This is a genomic window from Natroniella sp. ANB-PHB2 (assembly GCF_046097105.1).
GTDB lineage: Bacteria > Bacillota > Halanaerobiia > Halobacteroidales > Halobacteroidaceae > Natroniella.
Window position 1 is genome coordinate 274,064 of sequence record NZ_CP175562.1, and the last position, 19,641, is coordinate 293,704.

The following is a 19,641-nucleotide window of genomic DNA, read 5'->3' on the forward strand; positions in this document are numbered from 1 at the left end:
TAAGGGAATTGAATAATGAATAGTCAATATTAAATAGCTAAAAATATTAATAGTTAAGCTGATATATATTATTTATAAGAGTTTTTGAATTTCAAGTATTCAATATTAAATGATTTCTAAGGAGTGAAAGAGAATGGCTAAAAATAAGATTATAATTAAAGGAGCAGCTGAGAATAATTTAAAGAAGATAAATGTTGAGATTCCTAGAGATCAATTAGTTGTCTTAACAGGATTAAGTGGCTCAGGGAAGTCTTCTCTAGCTTTTGATACGATTTATGCGGAGGGCCAACGTAGATATGTCGAGTCTTTATCTGCTTATGCTCGACAGTTTTTAGGGCAGATGGAAAAGCCTAAGGTGGAGTATATTGAAGGGTTGTCTCCTTCGATCTCAATCGATCAAAAGACGACCAGTAAGAATCCCCGTTCTACCGTAGGAACGGTAACGGAGATTCATGATTACTTACGGTTATTATATGCTCGAATTGGTACTCCTCATTGTCCTGAATGTGATCAACAGATATCATCGCAGACGGTACAGGAGATTGTTGATCAGATTTTGCAGTTGGAAGAGAGAACAAAATTTCAGGTGTTGGCCCCGGTTGTGCGAGGGAGAAAAGGGGAATATAAGGATCTGTTGGCCCAGATTAAACGGGATGGATTTGTCAGAGTTAGGGTCGATGGAGAGGTTAGAGATATCAGTGAAGATATTGAATTGGATAAGAATTATAAGCACTGGATTGAGGTAGTAGTTGATCGGTTGATTATGAAGGATGGGATTAAGTCTAGGTTGACTGATTCTTTGGAGACTGCTTTAAATCTAGCTGAAGGATTGGTAATTATTGACTTGATAGATGGTGAGGAGTTGTTATTCAGTGAGAGCTTTGCCTGTCCAGATTGTGGGATCAGTTTAGAAGAGCTATCTCCACGGATGTTCTCTTTTAATAGTCCTTATGGAGCTTGCTCTACTTGTGATGGACTGGGAGTTAAACGGGAATTTGATCCTGGTTTGATTCTTGATTATGAACTATCATTGGCTGATGGAGCAATTGTTCCGTGGCAGAAGTCAAGGAGTAGATATTATCCACAGATGGTTGATGCAGTAGCTGATAAGTATGGGGTTGATCGTCATCGACCTTTAGAAGAAGCTGATCAAGAATTTATCGATCTTTTGTTATATGGTGATAGTAGTATAATAGAGTTTGAATATACCAATCGCAAGGGTAGAACCAGGTTACACCAGAAGAGGTTTGAAGGATTGTTAGAGATCTTTAATAGGAAGTTTAGAGAGAGTAAGTCTAAGCGAAAAAGAAAAAATTTGGAGTCATATATGAGTATTGGCCGCTGCCCAGAGTGTACTGGTGCTCGTCTAAATCGTAAGAGTTTAGCTGTGACGGTAGGTGGAAAGTCGATTGCTGAGGTAAGTAGGTTGTCAATTGAAGAAGCGTATGACTTCTTTGAGCAGTTAGAGTTAAGTAAGCGGGAGCAGATTATTGGGACTGAAATTTTAAAGGAGATTAAGGAAAGATTGAGGTTTTTGATCAATGTAGGGCTGGTCTATCTAACTTTGGATCGATCTGCTGGTACATTATCTGGTGGAGAAGCACAGCGAATTAGGCTAGCAACTCAGATTGGTTCTAGTTTGGTAGGGGTAATTTATATTTTAGATGAACCAAGTATTGGCCTTCATCAGCGGGATAATCAGCGCTTAATCAATACTTTGCAGGAGTTAAAGCAGTTGGGTAATACAGTCTTAGTTGTTGAGCATGATGAAGAGACGATTAGAGCTGCTGATCATATTGTTGATATTGGCCCAAAAGCAGGTAGACATGGTGGAGAGGTAGTTGCTCAAGGTAAGGTTGATGATATTATTGCAACTGAAGATTCTTTGACAGGACAGTATTTGTCAAAAAAGAAGGAGATTAAAGTGCCAGCTGAAAGAATAGAGCCTAACGGTAAGTATTTAGAGGTTACAGGTGCTTGCCAAAATAATTTGAAGAATGTAGATGTTAAGATTCCTTTAGGGACATTTACTTGTGTAACTGGAGTCTCTGGCTCAGGAAAGAGTACACTGGTTAATGAAACCTTGAATCGGAGGTTGATGAAGGAGTTTTATAGCTCTAAGAAGAGACCCGGGAAGCATGATCAACTCTTAGGGATGGAGCATTTAGATAAGGTGATTAATATCGATCAATCACCGATTGGTCGAACTCCACGTTCTAATCCAGCGACTTATACTAAAGTTTTTGATCATATTCGCGATGTCTTTGCTAAGACACCGTTGGCCCAAGAGAGGGGTTATAAGAAAGGAAGATTCAGTTTTAATGTCAAAGGAGGACGTTGTGAAGGCTGTAAAGGTGATGGAATTATCAAGATTGAAATGCATTTTTTAGCTGATGTCTATGTTCCTTGTGAAATCTGTGATGGTCAGCGTTATAATCGAGAGACATTAGAGGTTGATTATAAGGGGGAGACGATTGCTGATGTATTGGGGATGACAGTTGAGGAGGCCTTGCAATTTTTTGCAAATATTCCAAAGATCAAACGGAGATTGCAGACATTATATGATGTTGGTTTGGGGTATATTAGGTTAGGACAACCATCAACTACTCTATCAGGAGGGGAAGCACAGCGGGTCAAGTTAGCAACAGAGTTGAGTAAGAGGAGTACAGGAAGTACAATCTATATCTTAGATGAACCGACGACCGGTCTCCATTTTGAGGATGTCAATAAATTATTGCAGGTTTTACAGCGTTTAAAAGAAGGTGGCAATACTGTATTAGTAATTGAGCATAATTTAGATGTGATTAAGAGTGCTGATTATATTATTGATTTAGGGCCAGAAGGTGGAGATTATGGAGGAGAAGTGGTTGCTACTGGAACTCCAGAAGAGGTTGCTGAGGTTGAAGGGTCTTATACAGGAGAGTTTTTACAGGAAATATTATAAAAAATAAGACTAGCCTGAGATAGACTAGTCTTGTTTTTAGTGTATCTTACCAAATACCCCAAAAGCCTAATAGCAACAAGATTAAGATTAAAAATAAAACAAAGGCTTCTTGATCTTGTGGATATTTACCCATTAATCTTCCTCCTTTCTAGTTTGTTTAATATATGCTATTCAGTTAGATAAAAAATCGTTAATTAGCTTGCAGTTAAAATATTGGAAATGGATTTATAATGTATAGTTATAGCCGGGAATTCACCTTGCAATCTTGAGGTTGATTTGATGAAGTACCAGACGGGTTAAAGTATTTATCTAGAAAAGAGAAGACTAGTCTGAGATAGACTAATTTTCTTGTTAGTATATTTTAGCAAATGCTCCAAAAACCTAAGATTAATAAGATTAAGATTAGAAATAAAATGAAAGCCTCCTGATCAGCTTTATATTTAGACATTTAACTTCCCTCCTTTCTAATCTGTTTGTTATATATTATGCATTTATGTAATAAAGTGTTAATTAGCTCAAGGGGTGATTAAAATCGATTTAAAAGTTAAAGCTAAAAATTTGCCTTGTGAGCCTGGGGTTTATCTGATGAAGGGGCAGACGGGCCAAATTATTTATGTAGGAAAAGCTAAGTCATTGCGTAAGCGAGTTAAATCTTACTGGCAAAAATCTAATATACAGCGTTTTAAGACTAAAGTGTTGGTCGATAAGATTGCTGATTTTGAGTATATTGTGACTGATACTGAGGTAGAGGCTTTGATTTTAGAGAATAATTTGATTAAGAAGTATAATCCGAAGTTTAATATTCAGCTTAAGGATGATAAGACTTATCCCTATATTAAAGTAACGATAGCTGAAATATATCCGCGTGTCTATAAAACTCGAATCGTTAAGAATGATGGGTCACGCTACTTTGGCCCTTATACAGATGTTAAAGCAGTTAATGATATTTTGGAACTGGTAGCTGACCTATTCTCTTTGCGAGATTGTAAGCGTGATTTGACAGTAGATAAAGAAGAACGGGCCTGTTTAAACTATCATATTGAGAAGTGCCATGCCCCTTGTATTAACGAAATTAATCAGGTTGAATATAATGAGTTAATAACTAAAGTTATTATGATTTTGGAGGGGAAAGAAGAAAGTTTAGTAGGGCAGTTAGAGGTTAAGATGGAGCAAGCAGCAAAAGGTTTAGAGTTTGAAAAGGCTGCTAAATTGAGAGATCAGATCAAGGCAATCAATAAAGTGACCCAAAAGCAGAAGGTTGTAGCAGAGAAGTTGGTTAACCAGGATATAATTGCACTAGCAACTGAGGATAATGATATTTGTCTACAATTGTTAATTGTAAGAAGTGGTAGGTTGATTGGGAAAGAAGATTTTATTTTTGTTGATAGTGATGACTTGACAGAAGTGGTGACGGCTTTTTTACAGCAGTATTATGATCAGGTTTATTATATTCCTGAAGAGATCTTATTGGAGTTTATGATTGATGATTTGTCAGTAATTGAGGAGTGGTTACAGCATAAAAAAGAGGCCAAAGTAGAGCTTAAGGTTCCCCAGCAAGGTCAGAAAAAGGGTTTGGTTGATCTGGCTGCCCGTAATGCAAGGTATAATCTGAAAGAATATCGTTTTAAGGAGAAGTTCAGTTCTCAACAATTAGGTAAAGGAGTTAAGCAGTTACAACAGGGATTGGGACTTAACAAGTTACCTATTAAAATTGAAGGATTTGATATCTCTAATTTGCAGGGAACAGATACGGTTGCCTCTTTAGTTACCTTTCAAAATGGTCAACCATACAAAAAGGGTTATCGTCGCTTTAAAATTAAGACTGTGCAGGGTCAAGATGATTTTGCAGCGATGAATGAGGTTATACAGCGGAGATATTCTCGATTAGTAGAGGAAGGAAGAGAATTTCCAGATTTGATCTTAATCGATGGTGGAAAAGGACAACTGAATTCAGCACTAAGGGTTTTAGATGAGTTAGGACAGCACAAACAGCAGATTATCAGTTTAGCTAAGAGGGAAGAAGAGGTCTTTGTACCTGGAAATGAGGAAGCTATTAGATTATCTAGAAATTCGGCAGGATTATATTTATTACAACGGGTAAGAGATGAAGCACATCGTTTTGCAGTCAATTATCATCGTAAGTTAAGAGGGCGGAGGTTAACCCATTCGATGCTTGATGACATCCCAGGGATTGGCCCTAAGCGGCGGAAGGCTTTATTACAGTATTTTAGTTCATTAGAAAAGATCAAGACAGCTTCTGTAAAAGAGTTGACTAATGTTAAAGGAATTAGTAATAATTTAGCTGTGGTGATTAAAGATTATTTGCAGCATCATCTTCGACCTTAAGTTAAGGGAGGGAATATAATGAAGAGGATTATTAGGTTATTTACTTCAATGTTGGCCCTAATTTTAACGGCCCAACTACTACCTGGAATTGAAATTATTAATTTAGAAGCAGGTTTTTGGGCTGCCTTAATATTAGGATTGGTTAATATGTTTATTAAACCAATTTTGACCTTGTTGACTTTACCATTGACGGTTTTGAGTTTTGGTCTATTTTTAGTGGTAATCAATGGAGGAATGTTGTTATTAACTGCTTGGCTGGTATCAGATTTTGTTGTGACTAGCTTTTTAGCAGCAATTTTAGGAGCGATCTTGGTCAGTTTGTTCAGTAGTTTAATGTTTAAATCTTTAATTTGAGTTATAAATAACTAACACTTCAATTATTTATATGAGATAATTGTTTGACAATTTAATAATGGTGACTTATAATCTATGTAAAGAATGAAAGTTTACTTAATTTTTTGACAATATTCAAAACTCATATAAGCAATTAGGTTTAACTAAGAGTTAATAATGGTTGAGTTAAATTGAAACTTACTTTATAAAAGAGAGGGTGAAAAGATGAAGAATAAATTAGCAGTAACTAGATATGTCAATTATCCTTGTGTGGAAGGCTGTAATCATCATTTACAATTGAAGGAGCATCTTTCCGGGTTGGCTCAGGAGGCTGAAGTAAGTTTGGAATGTCCAACCTGTAATGTAGAACGAAAGCATTCAGTTAGGGAGATAACTAGTATTATTAATTCGATTGAACATTATAATTAATTATGACAAATTTTAAATAATTTGTATGTTATCTTTTAAAGCGGATATAATATTATAGGGTGGTAACTTTTATTAAGTAACTTTTTAATGGCAGCCATAATGATGGTTGTCTTTTTTTTATGGGCAAATTAAGTTGAGGCTATGAGCAAAAGTTATTTTGTTCTTGACAATAGTTATAAGTTTTGGTATTCTAACAATATACCATACAGGGGTATGTTGTTAGTGAGGAGGAATTAAAATGAAAAAAATATTTACAGTTAAAGGTATGTCTTGTGGGCACTGCAAGAAAGCTGTGGAATCAACTTTAGCTGATCTAGCTGGAGTTAAAGAAGCAGTAGTTGATTTAGAATCAGAGGAAGTTAAGGTTGAATTTGATGATAGTCAGACTGATTTAGCTCAGTTAAAAGAAACAGTTTCAAAAGCAGGGTATAAGGTAAGCTAATAATGAATAAAAAAACCATCTCTTATTGCAATAAGAGATGGTTTTTTAAAATTAAGATAAATATTTTGAATTTAGCTAAATATATTATATAATCAATAGTAAGGATTCTTTTCTAAAATGGAAGGGAGATGGATTAAATGACCTCTTATAAAGATAAAAAGAAAGACTTAGTAAATAGATTAAAGCGAATAGAAGGTCAAGTTCGTGGATTACAAGGGATGATTGAAGATGATAAATATTGTGCTGATGTTTTAGTACAAATCGCTGCTGTTAGAGGTGCTTTGAATAAAGTAGGGAAGACTATTTTAGAAAAGCATGCTCATGGTTGTGTTCAAAATGCAATTGCAACTGGAGATGGGGATGAAATTATTGAGGAGTTATTAGAGATAGTCTTTAAATTTAATAAGTAAGGAGGAAGAAAATTGAAACAATATGCTCAGGTTTTAGAGACCCTTGAATCTGAAAAAAAGGTAAAAGTAGAGGTTAGAAGACATTCGTCTTGTGGCAAATGTGGTAAATGTGATGAAAGAAATAGTATGATGTTGGTAATTAATAATAGTTTAGCAGCTAAAAAGGGTGATATGGTTGTATTAGAAATTCAAGAAAATGATCTATTAAGTGCTGCATTAATGGTTTATTTGGTTCCTTTAATAGGTTTGATAGCTGGTTATTTATTAGGGGGAGCTTTAGGGGTTGAGGCAGAAGCATTTAGAATTTCATTAGGATTTTTATTATTTGGATTAACCTTTATCTTAGCTAGAAAACTTGGTGATTATAGAGCAGAAAAATATGAAGCTAAAATGGTTGAGGTTGTAAAGTGCTAAAGTAGAGAGGGAAGGGATTGGAATGGATTATAAATTAGTAGCTATAGATTTAGATGATACTTTATTAGCGAATGATTTACAGATTTCTAAGCGGACAGTCAAAGCGATTAAGGAGGCTCAAAATGAAGGGGTTAGAGTAGTAATTGCTACTGGTAGGATGCATTCTTCTGCTCTACCGTATGCTAAGATGTTAGGTTTAAAGCATGAGTTAATTACTTATAATGGAGCTTTAGTTAAAAGAGTGGTGGATAATCAAACTCTATATCATGAGCCTATTTCCACTGAGTTGGTCAGAAAGGTTGCTAAGGTTGCTCAAAAGCATGATCTACATATTAACTTTTATTTAGATGACTTATTATATGTTAATAAAACAGGTGTTGAAGCTGATTATTATGAAGAAATAGCAGGGATTAAACCAATCTTAATTACTGAAGATGTAGGTGATTTTTTAGATCGACCTTCAACTAAGCTGTTAATTATTGAAAATGATAGAACTAAGTTAGAGGAAGTTTTTTCTGAATTAACTGCTGGATTTGCTGATTCAGTAACGATAACTACTTCTAAGGTAAATTTTATAGAGATTATGGGCCAACAAGTCTGCAAAGGAACTACTTTGGCCAATGTGGCTACAAAACTAGGGATTAAAGCAGAAGAAATTATAGCAATTGGTGATAGCTATAATGACCTAGAGATGATAGAGTATGCTGGATTGGGAGTAGCAGTTGGAAATGCTAAAGAAGAGATCAAAGAAGAAGCGGATTATATTACTGGAACGAATAATGAAGAAGGGGTTGCTCAAGTTATTGAGAAGTTTATACTGTAACAAATTCTATTGTCATATTTAACTAGGAATGAGTAAAGATATAAAAATAAATTTTTTAAAACCTTTTAAACTTACTATTTAATCTAATTACTGATGTCTGATTTCTGAATAATTTTTAAGGGGGTTGAAAATGGAGTTAGAAGAGATCTATCAAATTGCTAGAGAAAAGATGAAAGGTTATTGTCGGGTCTGTCCTGTATGTGATGGGAAGGCTTGTAAAGGAGAAGTTCCTGGAATGGGAGGAGCAGGAACCGGTTCTTCTTTTCAAGCTAACTTATCAGCCTGGCAAGATTATAAATTACAATTGCGAACTTTACATCAGGCAGATGATCCTGATACAAGTGTTGATATTCTAGGAGAAGAGTTATCTACTCCTATTCTTAAGGCTCCGGTAACTGGTAGTCAATATAATATGGGGGGAGCTTTATCAGAAAAGGAGTATACTAAGATAGTAGTAGAGGGTAGTAAGGAGTTTGGTACAATTGCTATGACCGGAGATAGTGGAGATCCAACAGTTTATGATGTAGGGGTAGAGGTTATTGAATCTTGTGATGGTTTTGGAATCCCAATTATTAAGCCTCGTGAACAGGATGAGATTAAAAAGCGGATCAAGATGGCAGAAAAGGCTGGTAGTAAAGCGATAGGAATTGATGTTGATGGAGCTGGGTTAATTACTATGGCGTTGAAGAATCAGCCTGTTGGCCCTAAAAGTAAAGAAGAGTTAGAGGATTTAGTTGCCAGTACTGAATTGCCATTGATCTTAAAAGGAGTTATGACCGTTGATGAAGCTAGATTAGCTGTAGATGTTGGGGTTGAAACAATTGTTGTTTCTAATCATGGAGGACGGGTATTAGATACAACACCTGGTACAGCTGAAGTTTTACCAAAGATAGTTGCAGAAGTAGGAGATGAAGCAACGATTTTGGTTGATGGTGGAATCAGAGCTGGAGTTGATATATTGAAGGCATTGGCTTTAGGAGCAGATGCAGTCTTAGTTGCTAGACCATTGATTATTGCTGCTTTTGGTGGCGGTAAAGAAGGGTTTAAGTTGTTGTTAGATGATTTAACGACTGAATTAAAAAAAGCAATGATTCTGACTGGCTGCAATAGTATTGCGGATATTAGCTCTAATATTTTGTGGAGATAGTGATTAGTAAAAATAAAATTTTATTACAATAATTTGCCACATCAATCAGCTGTCAGTTGTTAGTTATCAATAAAAATAACTTAAACTTTAATGAAAATTAAAAGCATCAAAAGTTCTTATCTTTTCTGATTTTAATTTGGAAAGGTTTTGAACTGGCTGACGCCTGACAGCTAATATTAAGCTTTAGATTTTAAAATAGTAAATTTAATGTGGCTTGGAAATAATAAGAGCAAAGTAATGATTTGAAGCAGGGAGGAAAATGGTTAATGAAATTTAAAGAATTTAGTAACTTAAATGATGTTAAAGATTTTAAAACAGATGATAATAGAAAACTTTTTTCTGCTACGCATCAAGAAATAGAAAGAGGAGCAACTACTGATATTTACTTTATTAAGACAAGGGAAATTTTGAACAAATTAAATCAAGCTGAGACTCAGGTTGTAGCTGAGATTTTTGCTAATAATGCTGGGGTTTTAGCTGGAATTGATGAAGCCTTAAATTTATTACAGAAAAAGGATGTTAAAGTGTGGGCTTTAGAAGAGGGAATGAATATAGAAAAAAAAGAGGTTGTAATGAGGATTGAAGGGGCTTATAGTGATTTTGGGATATTTGAAACAGCTATGTTAGGTACTCTATCTAGTTCAAGTGGCTGGGCTACTGCTGCTAAGGAGTGTAAAGAGGCTGCTGGAGATAAGCCGATGTTATGTTTTGGAGCTCGTCATTTACACCCTGCTGTTGCTCCAGTAATGGAGCGTGCTGCTTTAGTTGGTGGAGCTGATGGAGCTAGTTGTATCTTAGGGGCTAAGCTTGGAGAAACAGAGCCATCAGGTACGGTGCCTCATGCCTTGATCTTAACAGTTGGTGATACTTTGGAGGTAGCTCAAGCATATCATGAATTTATGCCTGAAGATGCACCACGAATTATTTTAGTTGATACTTTTCAAGATGAAGCTGTCGAAGCATTAAGGGTTGCTGAAAAGTTAAAAAGTAATTTGGATGGAATCAGATTAGACACTGCTTCTGAACGTGGTGGAGTGACTACTGGATTAGTAAAGGAAGTTAGAGCCCGCTTAGATCAGGCTGGACATAATGATATTAATATTTTTATATCTGGTGGATTGAATCCTTCAAGAATTAAAGAATTAGTAGAATTAGGAGCAGATGGCTTTGGTGTTGGTAGTTATATTTCAGGAGCTAAGGGAATTAATATGACGATGGATTTAAAGGAGATTGCAGGTAAGCCAATAGCTAAAAGGGGTAGAATCCCTGGGCAGACTGATAATCCAAAATTAAAAAGAGTATTATAGAAAAAAGAGCCTTAATTGGCTCTTTTTTCTTGTCGTATAGTGTCATTTATTGATTTCTAGTGCAGGAGTTTTGCAGTATATCAAGAAGTAAATAAAGGAGAGTGAACTCTTTAATTTAATTGAAAACTGGAATAAAATGTCTGATTATTAAGAAATTATAGGTGAAATCGTAAATATAAATTATTAATTAATATTAGTTGTAATGAGGGGGAAAATGATACAAAAGGAAGCTATAAGTAGTATTTAGTTAGAAGAGTGAGATTTTGATGTTGTCAGTTGGAGGGATTAATTAGATTAAAAAGGGGTCAGGGTATTATGAATCAAATAGCTGTGGAAGAGATAGTTGATAAATTTAAATTGAAACAGTTAAACCAAACGTCTATTGAAAACCAAATAACATTAAGTGATATCAAAAGGCCAGGGATAGAGTTAGCCGGTTTTTTTGATCACTTTACTCCTGAAAGAGTTCAGATTTTAGGGAAAACGGAAACTTCTTTTTTGAATGAATTACCGTCAGAAATATTGGAAGCAAGATTGAACAAGTTTTTGGGATATGAAATACCTTGTATTATTATTACTAGAGGGTTAGAACCATTAGCAGAATTAATTGAGATCTCTGAGAAAAAGCAGGTTCCAATTTTAAGTACTGATTATTCAACTACAAGTTTTATTAGTCGTTTAACTACTTATTTAGAAAAAAAGTTTGCTCCTCAAGTTATAAAGCATGGAGTTTTAGTTGAAGTCTATGGAGTTGGGATTTTGATTAAAGGAAGTAGTGGAATTGGTAAGAGTGAGAGTGCATTAGATCTAGTAAAAAGAGGACATCGCTTGATAACAGATGATACAGTAATAATTAAGCGTGTGATGAGAAGTAGTTTAATTGGTTCTTCACCAGAGTTATCTAAACATCATTTAGAATTAAGAGGGTTAGGAATTATCAATGTTAAAACCCTTTTTGGAGCAGGAGCAATTCGAGAGGTACAGGATATAGATTTGATGATTCAATTAGAAAAATGGGATCAAAAGAAGAATTATGACCGGTTAGGATTAAAAGATGAATCAGTTGAAATATTAGGAGTTACTCTCCCTAAATTAGTAATACCTGTTAAACCAGGAAGGAATTTGGCGATGGTGATAGAAGTAGCAGCAATGAATTTTCGCTTAAAGAGCACAGGATATAATGCTGCTGAAGAGTTTACTAAACGGTTAGAAAATGAATTGAAAAGTTAATTTTGTAGTCAAAAATATCCCTTGAATTGAGGTGAATATAAATGAAACTGAATGATTTTTCAGTAGAAGATATTATTAAAGTAGATGGAGAAAGAACAATAGGTAAGATTGCAACAGTTTTAGCTATGGTTGATGATCAGCATGATGATAAGCTGGTTGAGACTTTTATTTCAACAGGTTATAAGGCCGTTATCACACGGGCTGGTGGCAAAGGAGAGCAACTTAAAAATAAAGTGTTACGAAATACATTAGGGGCTGCTGTAAAAGGAGATGTTATTGATGAAGGGATTCAAGATCGTAGGGTTTTAACTAGATGTGTTGAGCGGGCTTTAGTAGCTCTTAATGGGCCAATGAGTGGTATTTCCGGAGCAGGAATCAAGATTGGAATTGTTAAAAAAGATGCTCATTTAGCTGTAGCAGTTCATGGGAAGATAGGAATTCCAGGGTTAGATATTGATCATGAAATTTCTGGATTAGGTGTTCACTATTATGGTTTAATTGATGAATAATATTACAATATTGTGGCACTTTCAAAAAAACAGGGAACCACGAATGAACGCAAATTAACACTAATTTAAAATAATAATTTGTTAAAAATATAGATATTACTGCAAAATGTCCTTAATGATTAAATTTTAGATTGCAGGGTTTTGATTTTATTGGAAGAATTATGCGACTGCGATAAGGGCAGATAATTTTACAGATTGATCTTAATGTTTTAAGTAAGAGAGATTTGATTTTAATAGTTGCACAAATTCAAATTTTTCTTGATTTTTTGGCTACTTTTTTATCAAGAAAAAAGGTAGCACGGAAGAAAGTTTGATTTTTAATTTTTTCGTAAACATGGGTTTGAGTGTGATTTTTATAAAGGAAAAGTGACACAATATATCAATTTAGCTTCACTTTATAGTTGAACATATACATTAGCCAGTTAACTCCGTTTAAATTATTTGAACGGAGTTTTTTAAATTATGGTAATAATATTCCCTTGTCTCATTTCATAACAATAGTTAAGAGGATTTTTAAAGGGGAGGTTTTAATGAAGAGAATTAAGGGGATATTACTTCTTAGCTTAGTTATGTTATTAATTTCAGTTTCTGCTCGAGCTGGAAATAATGTTATCTTTGAAATGGAAGATTCAATTGGTGATGAATATGGACCAGGTACCTATCTCTATCCCAAAAGTGAACAATTTGAACCGTATCAAGGTTTATTTGACTTGACTTATTTTAGAGTAGAAGAAGAAGATAATAACTATAATTTTTATTTTAAATTTGTAGAAGTGACCAATCCTTGGCATGCTAAATATGGCTTTAGCCATCAGTTAATTCAGGTCTATATTGATAATCAAGATGGTGGTAGAACAGATACCTTTAAACCTGGGGCTAATGTTCAATTTGAGGAGCGACATCCTTGGAATAAATTGATCAAGATCACTGGTTGGTCATTGGAAATTTTTGATTATAGGGCTGATCCTGAGATAGATGGAAGGATTGAGGAAGGGAATATAGAAGTGTTAGATGATAATCAAACGATTAAAGTTACTATTCCACAACAGAAGTTAGGTGATTTAGAAAAGGCACATTATTATGTCTTAGTAGGGTCATTAGATGGCTTTGGTTATGATAATTATCGAGAAGTACAAGAAGAGGCAACTGGCTGGAAATTTGGAGGAGGAACGAATACTGAGCTAAACCCCAATGTTTTAGATATTTTAGTACCTGAAGGAATGGAACAAAAAGAGATTCTAGGAAGCTTTGATCTAGAAAAGAAGCAGTTGGCTACTATTAAAGCAGTTGGCCCTTCTTTAGATTTGCATTTTAAACTTATTATCATTTTTGGATTTATAATATTACTGTTACTATCTTTAATTGGAGCAGTAATTAAATTTTTATTAAATAAAGTAGCTGAGCGGAGTAGTTAATAACAAAAATTGTCTATCATAAGACGATGACTATTGTAAATACTATAGTTAAATGCTATTAAAGGAGGGTGTTAAGTTGGATCATTCAGAAGTGATAGTAAACCCAACACCAATTAGTGCTGGAGAGAAAGTGACAGTTAGTTATAAAGGATTGTTGACAAATGAGGGAGCAGATGAAGTTTATTTACATGCTGGGGTTGGCTATAATGATAATTGGCGTGAGGTAACAAATATTAAAATGGAACCTAGTTCTCAAGGAGAATGGAGTGCTCAATTAAGGGTCAATACTACTGAAAGATTAAATTTTTGTTTTAAAGATGCAGCGGATAACTGGGATAATAATGCCGGACATAATTGGAGTTTTGAAGTGCATAATGGTCAACAATATAGTTAAAGATAGTTAAAAGATAAAGAGCCTTTGAGTTAACTCAAAGGCTCTTTATCTTTTTATTAACTGTTAAAAAATCAGTCTTCTTTGATTAAAGCAGTAGAAGAAGTATTTGAAATTTCATGGTTAGACTCTAAAGAAGCATTAGCTTGATAGTGAACATACTCCTTTTGTTGACCAACAACCTTCATCCATAATTCACCATATTCAAATTCAGGCTGGTCAGTAGGGGTTAATATAGAGTTTGATTTTGCTAAGGAGATAAACAGATGATTATCTGTTAATAAACCGATCTCTGCATAATATTCATGATCTTTATTTGGTACTTCAATATACCAATTGTCAGTAGTAGGTGAGATTTCTACGTCAAAATAATTATCAGTTATTCCCTCTAATCCTGCTGTAAGATCATAGACTCTAAGAGTTGGTTGGCCCTCCTCTGAGTCTAAGCCTGACACATCCCAATAAGCATGTATCGATTCTGGAGATTGAGTCAGTATTACTAATTTATTGTTACAGATATCTTCTCTAATACCATCTAGTATTTCTTGAGCAATGGGAGGGATATTTAAATAAGCATCAGAAGGGAGGCGAGTAAAGTCTTCTGCTTGTTTGCCAATACCTTTTCTCCAGTAGTGACTGATTAAGAAATTAGGCTGAAAATCAGCATCAAAATCAGTTAGCTCTTCTCCAGCTTCTAGATCATAATTTAATTTATTTAAGTCTGGTTTTGAATCATTCTGTTGTTGATTTAATTCTGACTTTACTTCTGGATCATCTCTTTTAAGCCACAGGAAGTAAAAGATTACTCCACTGATTAGAATGGCAATTAAAGAATAAATTAATAGCAACATTAAATAATCACCTCTTTATAGTTAGCATTCTTATTACTTTGGTAAACTTTATAATTTAAGTTTGGAAATAAATTATTTTTATTCTCTAATTCTTTTAAATAGTCTCTGTTAATATTACTTTGTTGTAACTGTTTATACAGCTTTTCGAAATTTTTAAAGTGTTGATTAAGGCGTCTAGTAGCATACTCTGTCATTGTATCTGTTTTGAGAATGAATGCCCAATCACTGCTTTGGGCCAATAATAACTCCCTAGCAAGTTGATTAAGTGTTCTTTCTTCCAATTGATTAGGATTGGTTATTTTGTTAGCTAAATCAATCATTTTTTCAGTATTTTGATGAAGCTTAGGATAAATCCAGTCATTAGTTTGATTTAACCAGACTTGGTTGTATCCCGCATCACCCCAACTTGATTGAGATGGAGTTGCAACTTGATTAATTGGATATTTATCTAGATACTGACTAGGGGTGATTAATGAAATTTCTTGTTGATCATAGGCTATCTTTCTGATTAAAAACTCTAACCAAGTTGGCCCTTCATACCACCAATGTCCAAATAGTTCAGCATCATAAGGTGAAATAATAATCGGAGTTCTATCCATCTGCTGGTTAAGATATTTTACTTGAACTTGGCGATTAAACAAAAAGTTTCCAGCATGGATAGCTGCCTTTTCTTTGGCCCAATGAGGTTTATAGAGTTCTTTATGGCTATCTTCACCAGTAATTCTATAATATTTGATGCCGGTTTGTTTTCTAAAGCCTTCAGGATGAAGATGCGGTTTAATATAATCATAATCTAGATCATAGCCAATGTCACGATAGAATTCACGATAATCATAATCGCCAGGATAACCTTCTGTAGCACTCCAGACCTGTTTTGATGATTCTAAATCTCTAGCAAAAGCTGCTACTCCAGAAGGACAATAGATAGGAGCAAAATTAGCATAATGTGGTTTAGGTTTTGAATTTAAGATACCATGACTATCAGTAAAGAAGTAACGAATACCTTCTTCCCATAAAAATTGATCTTGTTCAGGATAATAACCACATTCTGGAATCCAAATTCCTGCTGGTTTACGATCAAAATGCTGCTGATAAGTCTTGATACCTAGTTTGATTTGAGCTTTAACAGATTCAGGATATAATTTCATCAAAGGCAGATAGCCATGGGTAGCAGGACAAGTAATTATTTCTAGTAGATTAAGAGTCTGAAATTTCTTAAAAGCAGTAATTAAATTTCCATCATAAGCCCTCCAAATTTTTTTAGCATCTAAAAAATTTTGCTGATACATCTGGGCTAAATGATATAGTTCTGGATTGTTTTTAGTTCGACGTAGTTCCTTATTACTGAGCTTGATTAAGTCATCTAAATAATCTAGATAACGTTGTTGGAGTAAATCATCTGTAAGCATAGAGATTAAAGTTGGAGATAGTGAAAGTGTAAGGTTAAAATTGACTCCATCATGAATCAGGTTTGAAAATACTTTGATCAATGGAATATAAGTTTCAGTAATTGCTTCATAAAGCCATTCTTCTTCTAAAACATGCTTATCCTCTGGATGTCGAACGTAAGGCAAATGAGCATGTAAAATTATAGATAGCAATCCATTTTTATTCATTAAGTCACCTCCAATTATAAGGATTACTTTTATTAATATGCTAAATTTAAAGTTAAGATATTCATTTTAGGATGAATAAAAAAAGGTAAGCAGGTAAGTTTATAATTAAAGATAAAAATTCAGCTAATAACAATACAGAAAGCATAATTCATAGGACACTGTTATATTTTGAATCGAATTGTAAAATTATAAATTAGATATTTTACTTGAAAGTATTGATATAAACTGGGAGGGGAAGAAATGAAAGTATTAGTCTTGTCTTGGGAATATCCACCATATAGCAAGGGAGGATTGGCCAGTCATTTATATGATTTATTGCCTGAATTATCTAAGAAGGGGATTGAAGTTTATCTGGTGACACAAGGAACAGAAGATACATCACAGTATGAGCAAAAAGATGGAATGCATATTTATCGAGTTTATACTCCTAAAATTTCTACACCTGACTTTTCTTCATGGGTTATGTTGCTTAATTATAAATTACTGGAAAAGGCAATTTCAATTGTAAATAATAATCAAATTGATCTGATTCATAGCCATGATTGGTTAGTAACTTTTGCTAGTCAAACTCTGAAACATACTTATGCCTTACCGCTAGTAACGACTATTCATGCTACTGAAGTTGGTAGAAATCATGGTATTCATAATGAAGAACAAAAATATATCAATGATATTGAATGGTGGACAACTTATGAAGCTTGGAAGGTAATATGTTGTAGCAATTATATGAAAAATGAGGTAACTGGACATTTTTCCTTGCCTCAAGACAAGGTTAAAGTTATTAGAAATGGTGTTAAAGAAGATAATTTTTCTGCTCAATATGATCGTGATTTTAGATCTAACTTTGCTCATCCTGAAGAGAATATTGTCTTCTTTATTGGTAGGTTAGTACAAGAGAAAGGAGTTCAAGTCCTATTAGAGGCTGTACCACAAATTTTAAAGTATAGTCCACAAACTAAATTTATTATTGCTGGGAATGGGCCAAAAGAGGAGGATTTGAAAGCTCAAGCCAGAAGATTAGGTATTGCTCAGTATGTTTATTTTACCGGTTATGCTCGAGAAAAATTGAGGAATTCTTTGTATCAAATAGCAGATGTAGCTGTTTTCCCTAGTTTATATGAGCCATTTGGGATTGTTGCTTTAGAAGCAATGGTCACTAAGACTCCATTAGTAGTTTCAGATGTTGGTGGACTAGGAGAGATAGTCGAACATCGCCGTAATGGATTGAAGAGTTATCCAGATGATAGTAAATCTTTAGCGTCAAATATACTTAAGATTCTATATGATCAATCACTGACTAAGAATATGGTCGACAATGCTTATCAAGAAGCTAAAGAGGATTATACTTGGACCAGTATTGGTGAGCAGACTGTCGAGGTCTATCGTGAGGTCTTAGCTGAGTATGAAACTAGTGACTGGGAAGAAGAGGTTGTGATGTGATCTCTTAGTTGAATAGAATTTTCTTTAAAGGGAGATTGCAGATCTCTCTTTTTTGATTTTAAGATGTTATTTAATACTTAGCAGAAGCAGGAGGTTGTGAAGCTTTATTACAATATTGTGGCACTTTCAAAAAAACAGGGAACTACGAATGAACGCAAATTAACACTAATTTAAAATAATAATTTGTTAAAAATATAGATATTACTGCAAAATGTCCTTAATGATTAAATTTTAGATTGCAGGGTTTTGATTTTATTGGAAGAATTATGCGACTGCGATAAGGGCAGATAATTTTACAAATTGATCTTAATGTTTTAAGTAAGAGAGATTTGATTTTAATAGTTGCACAAATTCAAATTCTTCTTGATTTTTTGGCTACTTTTTTATCAAGAAAAAAGGTAGCACGGAAGAAAGTTTGGTTTTTAATTTTTTCGTAAACATGGTTTTGAGTGTGATTTTTATAAAGGAAAAGTGCCACTGTATATCAATACAATGTAATTTTAAAAGAAGGAGAATATAACTAATTATGGAAACAATAATTAGACGAAATAAATAGTAAAGGAGTGAATAAGAATATTAAACTTAATATTGGCTTTATTGATTACGGGGTTAGTTTATATTAGACGGCAACTTGATTTTAGAGGGAAGGTTTTATTTCATCCGATTGTGTTGGCCCCGCTTTTAGGTAGCTTGTTAGGGCCTGAAGGTTTTAGCACAGGGGTTACTATTGGAGTCATAGTAGAGTTGATTTGGGGAAGTAATCTAGTTGAATATAATGCTGGTTTTAAATACGGCTTATTAGTAAGTTTATTAGCTGTTACTTTAACTGTTTTATCAGGAAATATAAGTTTAATTTTAAATTTAAGTTTAGTCCTGATTTTATCATTTGCTTTTCAGGAAACCTTTGAGTTTTTAGAAGGGAGTAAATATTTTGTTTTTGTTTTGTTAATCTTTAACTTGTTGATCTTATTTAGTGTGCCAGTAGTGCAGCGATTACTAGGAGCAACGCCAGTTCAATTTTTATCCGAACTGTCAATTATTGCTGGATTATTTCCTGTTATTGGATTGGCTATATTTTTAATTCAAGGGGTTAAACCGTTGTTTCACCGAGATAATATTTGGTATTATTCTTATGCTTTGGCTACTATAATTACATCTACTTTGGTATATAATAATTATTACTGGGGGATATTATTATTTCCAATAGCTTGGTATAGTTTATATTATTTGTGGGATAGAACTAATATTTTAGAGTTTAAGGATTATTTCAGATTTGCTTTAATTGGCTTGGTTGTATTAACAACTCCATTAATTTTAAACTTTAATACTTTTTATAGTATAAGCAAATTACAATACATATTGTGGGCAGAAGCTTTATTAGCGATTTTTGCTGTGTTGAGGTTATTTAAATTAACAGGGATTGAAGGATACTTTATTTTAGCTTTGGTAGGTATTATAGGAGCAAGATTAGGTATTTTTATTTAAGCACGTAAATTAAATAATATTTTTCCTAAATTGCAATAATAAATTGAACTAAATTCTTTTAAACTTGAAAAGGTTAGATAAAAAAATTTGAGTTATATAGAAGGAGGAG

18 protein-coding genes are annotated in these 19,641 nt (G+C 33.8%); 16 read left to right on the forward strand and 2 right to left on the reverse strand.

Annotation, left to right across the window (positions count from 1 at the left end):
* Positions 1–133: 133 nt before the first annotated feature.
* From uvrA to ACKF5P_RS01465, 14 genes are all read left to right on the forward strand, one after another.
* A complete protein-coding gene (gene uvrA, locus ACKF5P_RS01400) occupies positions 134–2,944 on the forward strand; it encodes an excinuclease ABC subunit UvrA (RefSeq protein ID WP_408955733.1) in 2,811 nt (936 codons plus the stop codon).
* A 522-nt stretch (positions 2,945–3,466) separates the two neighbouring features.
* On the forward strand, positions 3,467–5,290 hold the full coding sequence (gene uvrC / locus ACKF5P_RS01405; protein WP_408955734.1) for an excinuclease ABC subunit UvrC: 1,824 nt from the start codon (positions 3,467–3,469) through the stop codon (positions 5,288–5,290).
* 18 nt (positions 5,291–5,308) lie between these two features.
* Complete coding sequence (locus ACKF5P_RS01410; protein ID WP_408955735.1) at positions 5,309–5,644, forward strand: phage holin family protein; 336 nt, start codon at positions 5,309–5,311, stop codon at positions 5,642–5,644.
* Between the two features lie 204 nt (positions 5,645–5,848).
* Positions 5,849–6,052 (forward strand): hypothetical protein, encoded by a 204-nt coding sequence (locus ACKF5P_RS01415; protein ID WP_408955736.1) that lies wholly within the window; start codon positions 5,849–5,851, stop codon positions 6,050–6,052.
* A 238-nt stretch (positions 6,053–6,290) separates the two neighbouring features.
* The gene (locus tag ACKF5P_RS01420) at positions 6,291–6,494 is read left to right on the forward strand and encodes a cation transporter (protein WP_408955737.1); all 204 of its coding nucleotides are present in this window, start codon (positions 6,291–6,293) and stop codon (positions 6,492–6,494) included.
* A 137-nt stretch (positions 6,495–6,631) separates the two neighbouring features.
* Positions 6,632–6,904, forward strand: coding sequence for a metal-sensitive transcriptional regulator (locus ACKF5P_RS01425; protein WP_408955738.1), 273 nt, complete (start codon positions 6,632–6,634; stop codon positions 6,902–6,904).
* 12 nt (positions 6,905–6,916) lie between these two features.
* Positions 6,917–7,318: a SoxR reducing system RseC family protein gene (locus ACKF5P_RS01430; protein ID WP_408955739.1), complete on the forward strand. Its 402-nt coding sequence runs from the start codon at positions 6,917–6,919 to the stop codon at positions 7,316–7,318.
* A gap of 22 nt (positions 7,319–7,340) precedes the next feature.
* A complete protein-coding gene (locus tag ACKF5P_RS01435) occupies positions 7,341–8,141 on the forward strand; it encodes a Cof-type HAD-IIB family hydrolase (RefSeq protein ID WP_408955740.1) in 801 nt (266 codons plus the stop codon).
* Positions 8,142–8,271: 130 nt separating this feature from the next.
* Entirely contained in the window at positions 8,272–9,288 is a 1,017-nt protein-coding gene (locus ACKF5P_RS01440) for an alpha-hydroxy-acid oxidizing protein (RefSeq protein WP_408955741.1), read from the forward strand.
* 266 nt (positions 9,289–9,554) lie between these two features.
* Positions 9,555–10,595: a nicotinate phosphoribosyltransferase gene (locus ACKF5P_RS01445; RefSeq protein ID WP_408955742.1), complete on the forward strand. Its 1,041-nt coding sequence runs from the start codon at positions 9,555–9,557 to the stop codon at positions 10,593–10,595.
* A 315-nt stretch (positions 10,596–10,910) separates the two neighbouring features.
* Positions 10,911–11,825 (forward strand): HPr(Ser) kinase/phosphatase, encoded by a 915-nt coding sequence (gene hprK, locus ACKF5P_RS01450; RefSeq protein ID WP_408955743.1) that lies wholly within the window; start codon positions 10,911–10,913, stop codon positions 11,823–11,825.
* Between the two features lie 41 nt (positions 11,826–11,866).
* Positions 11,867–12,334 carry a HutP family protein gene (locus ACKF5P_RS01455; RefSeq protein ID WP_408955744.1) on the forward strand — a complete coding sequence of 156 codons (468 nt, stop codon included), beginning with the start codon at positions 11,867–11,869 and terminating at the stop codon, positions 12,332–12,334.
* Between the two features lie 530 nt (positions 12,335–12,864).
* Positions 12,865–13,749: a glucodextranase DOMON-like domain-containing protein gene (locus ACKF5P_RS01460; protein ID WP_408955745.1), complete on the forward strand. Its 885-nt coding sequence runs from the start codon at positions 12,865–12,867 to the stop codon at positions 13,747–13,749.
* Positions 13,750–13,825: 76 nt separating this feature from the next.
* Positions 13,826–14,143 carry a carbohydrate-binding protein gene (locus ACKF5P_RS01465; protein WP_408955746.1) on the forward strand — a complete coding sequence of 106 codons (318 nt, stop codon included), beginning with the start codon at positions 13,826–13,828 and terminating at the stop codon, positions 14,141–14,143.
* A gap of 71 nt (positions 14,144–14,214) precedes the next feature.
* On the opposite strand, the gene ACKF5P_RS01470 is transcribed toward ACKF5P_RS01465, so the two are convergent.
* Positions 14,215–14,991, reverse strand: a complete 777-nt coding sequence (locus ACKF5P_RS01470; protein ID WP_408955747.1) for a DUF4912 domain-containing protein — start codon at positions 14,989–14,991, stop codon at positions 14,215–14,217.
* Positions 14,991–16,607 (reverse strand): glycoside hydrolase family 57 protein, encoded by a 1,617-nt coding sequence (locus ACKF5P_RS01475; protein ID WP_408955748.1) that lies wholly within the window; start codon positions 16,605–16,607, stop codon positions 14,991–14,993. Before ACKF5P_RS01475 ends, ACKF5P_RS01470 begins: the two co-directional genes overlap by 1 nt.
* Before the next feature lie 240 nt (positions 16,608–16,847).
* Between ACKF5P_RS01475 and ACKF5P_RS01480 the strand changes: the two genes are divergently transcribed.
* Together ACKF5P_RS01480 and ACKF5P_RS01485 are read left to right on the forward strand one after the other, a co-directional pair.
* Positions 16,848–18,047 (forward strand): glycosyltransferase family 4 protein, encoded by a 1,200-nt coding sequence (locus ACKF5P_RS01480; RefSeq protein ID WP_408955749.1) that lies wholly within the window; start codon positions 16,848–16,850, stop codon positions 18,045–18,047.
* 588 nt (positions 18,048–18,635) lie between these two features.
* The gene (locus tag ACKF5P_RS01485) at positions 18,636–19,532 is read left to right on the forward strand and encodes a hypothetical protein (protein WP_408955750.1); all 897 of its coding nucleotides are present in this window, start codon (positions 18,636–18,638) and stop codon (positions 19,530–19,532) included.
* Positions 19,533–19,641: the final 109 nt, after the last annotated feature.

Coding starts and splice junctions, on each gene's coding strand:
- ACKF5P_RS01420 (WP_408955737.1), top strand. CDS start 6,291: ATGAAAAAAATATTTACAGTTAAAGGTATGTCTTGTGGGCACTGCAAG.
- ACKF5P_RS01425 (WP_408955738.1), top strand. CDS start 6,632: ATGACCTCTTATAAAGATAAAAAGAAAGACTTAGTAAATAGATTAAAG.
- ACKF5P_RS01470 (WP_408955747.1), bottom strand. CDS start 14,991: ATGTTGCTATTAATTTATTCTTTAATTGCCATTCTAATCAGTGGAGTA.
- ACKF5P_RS01460 (WP_408955745.1), top strand. CDS start 12,865: ATGAAGAGAATTAAGGGGATATTACTTCTTAGCTTAGTTATGTTATTA.
- ACKF5P_RS01455 (WP_408955744.1), top strand. CDS start 11,867: ATGAAACTGAATGATTTTTCAGTAGAAGATATTATTAAAGTAGATGGA.
- ACKF5P_RS01475 (WP_408955748.1), bottom strand. CDS start 16,607: ATGAATAAAAATGGATTGCTATCTATAATTTTACATGCTCATTTGCCT.
- ACKF5P_RS01415 (WP_408955736.1), top strand. CDS start 5,849: ATGAAGAATAAATTAGCAGTAACTAGATATGTCAATTATCCTTGTGTG.
- ACKF5P_RS01480 (WP_408955749.1), top strand. CDS start 16,848: ATGAAAGTATTAGTCTTGTCTTGGGAATATCCACCATATAGCAAGGGA.
- ACKF5P_RS01410 (WP_408955735.1), top strand. CDS start 5,309: ATGAAGAGGATTATTAGGTTATTTACTTCAATGTTGGCCCTAATTTTA.
- uvrA (WP_408955733.1), top strand. CDS start 134: ATGGCTAAAAATAAGATTATAATTAAAGGAGCAGCTGAGAATAATTTA.
- ACKF5P_RS01440 (WP_408955741.1), top strand. CDS start 8,272: ATGGAGTTAGAAGAGATCTATCAAATTGCTAGAGAAAAGATGAAAGGT.
- ACKF5P_RS01445 (WP_408955742.1), top strand. CDS start 9,555: ATGAAATTTAAAGAATTTAGTAACTTAAATGATGTTAAAGATTTTAAA.
- ACKF5P_RS01435 (WP_408955740.1), top strand. CDS start 7,341: ATGGATTATAAATTAGTAGCTATAGATTTAGATGATACTTTATTAGCG.
- hprK (WP_408955743.1), top strand. CDS start 10,911: ATGAATCAAATAGCTGTGGAAGAGATAGTTGATAAATTTAAATTGAAA.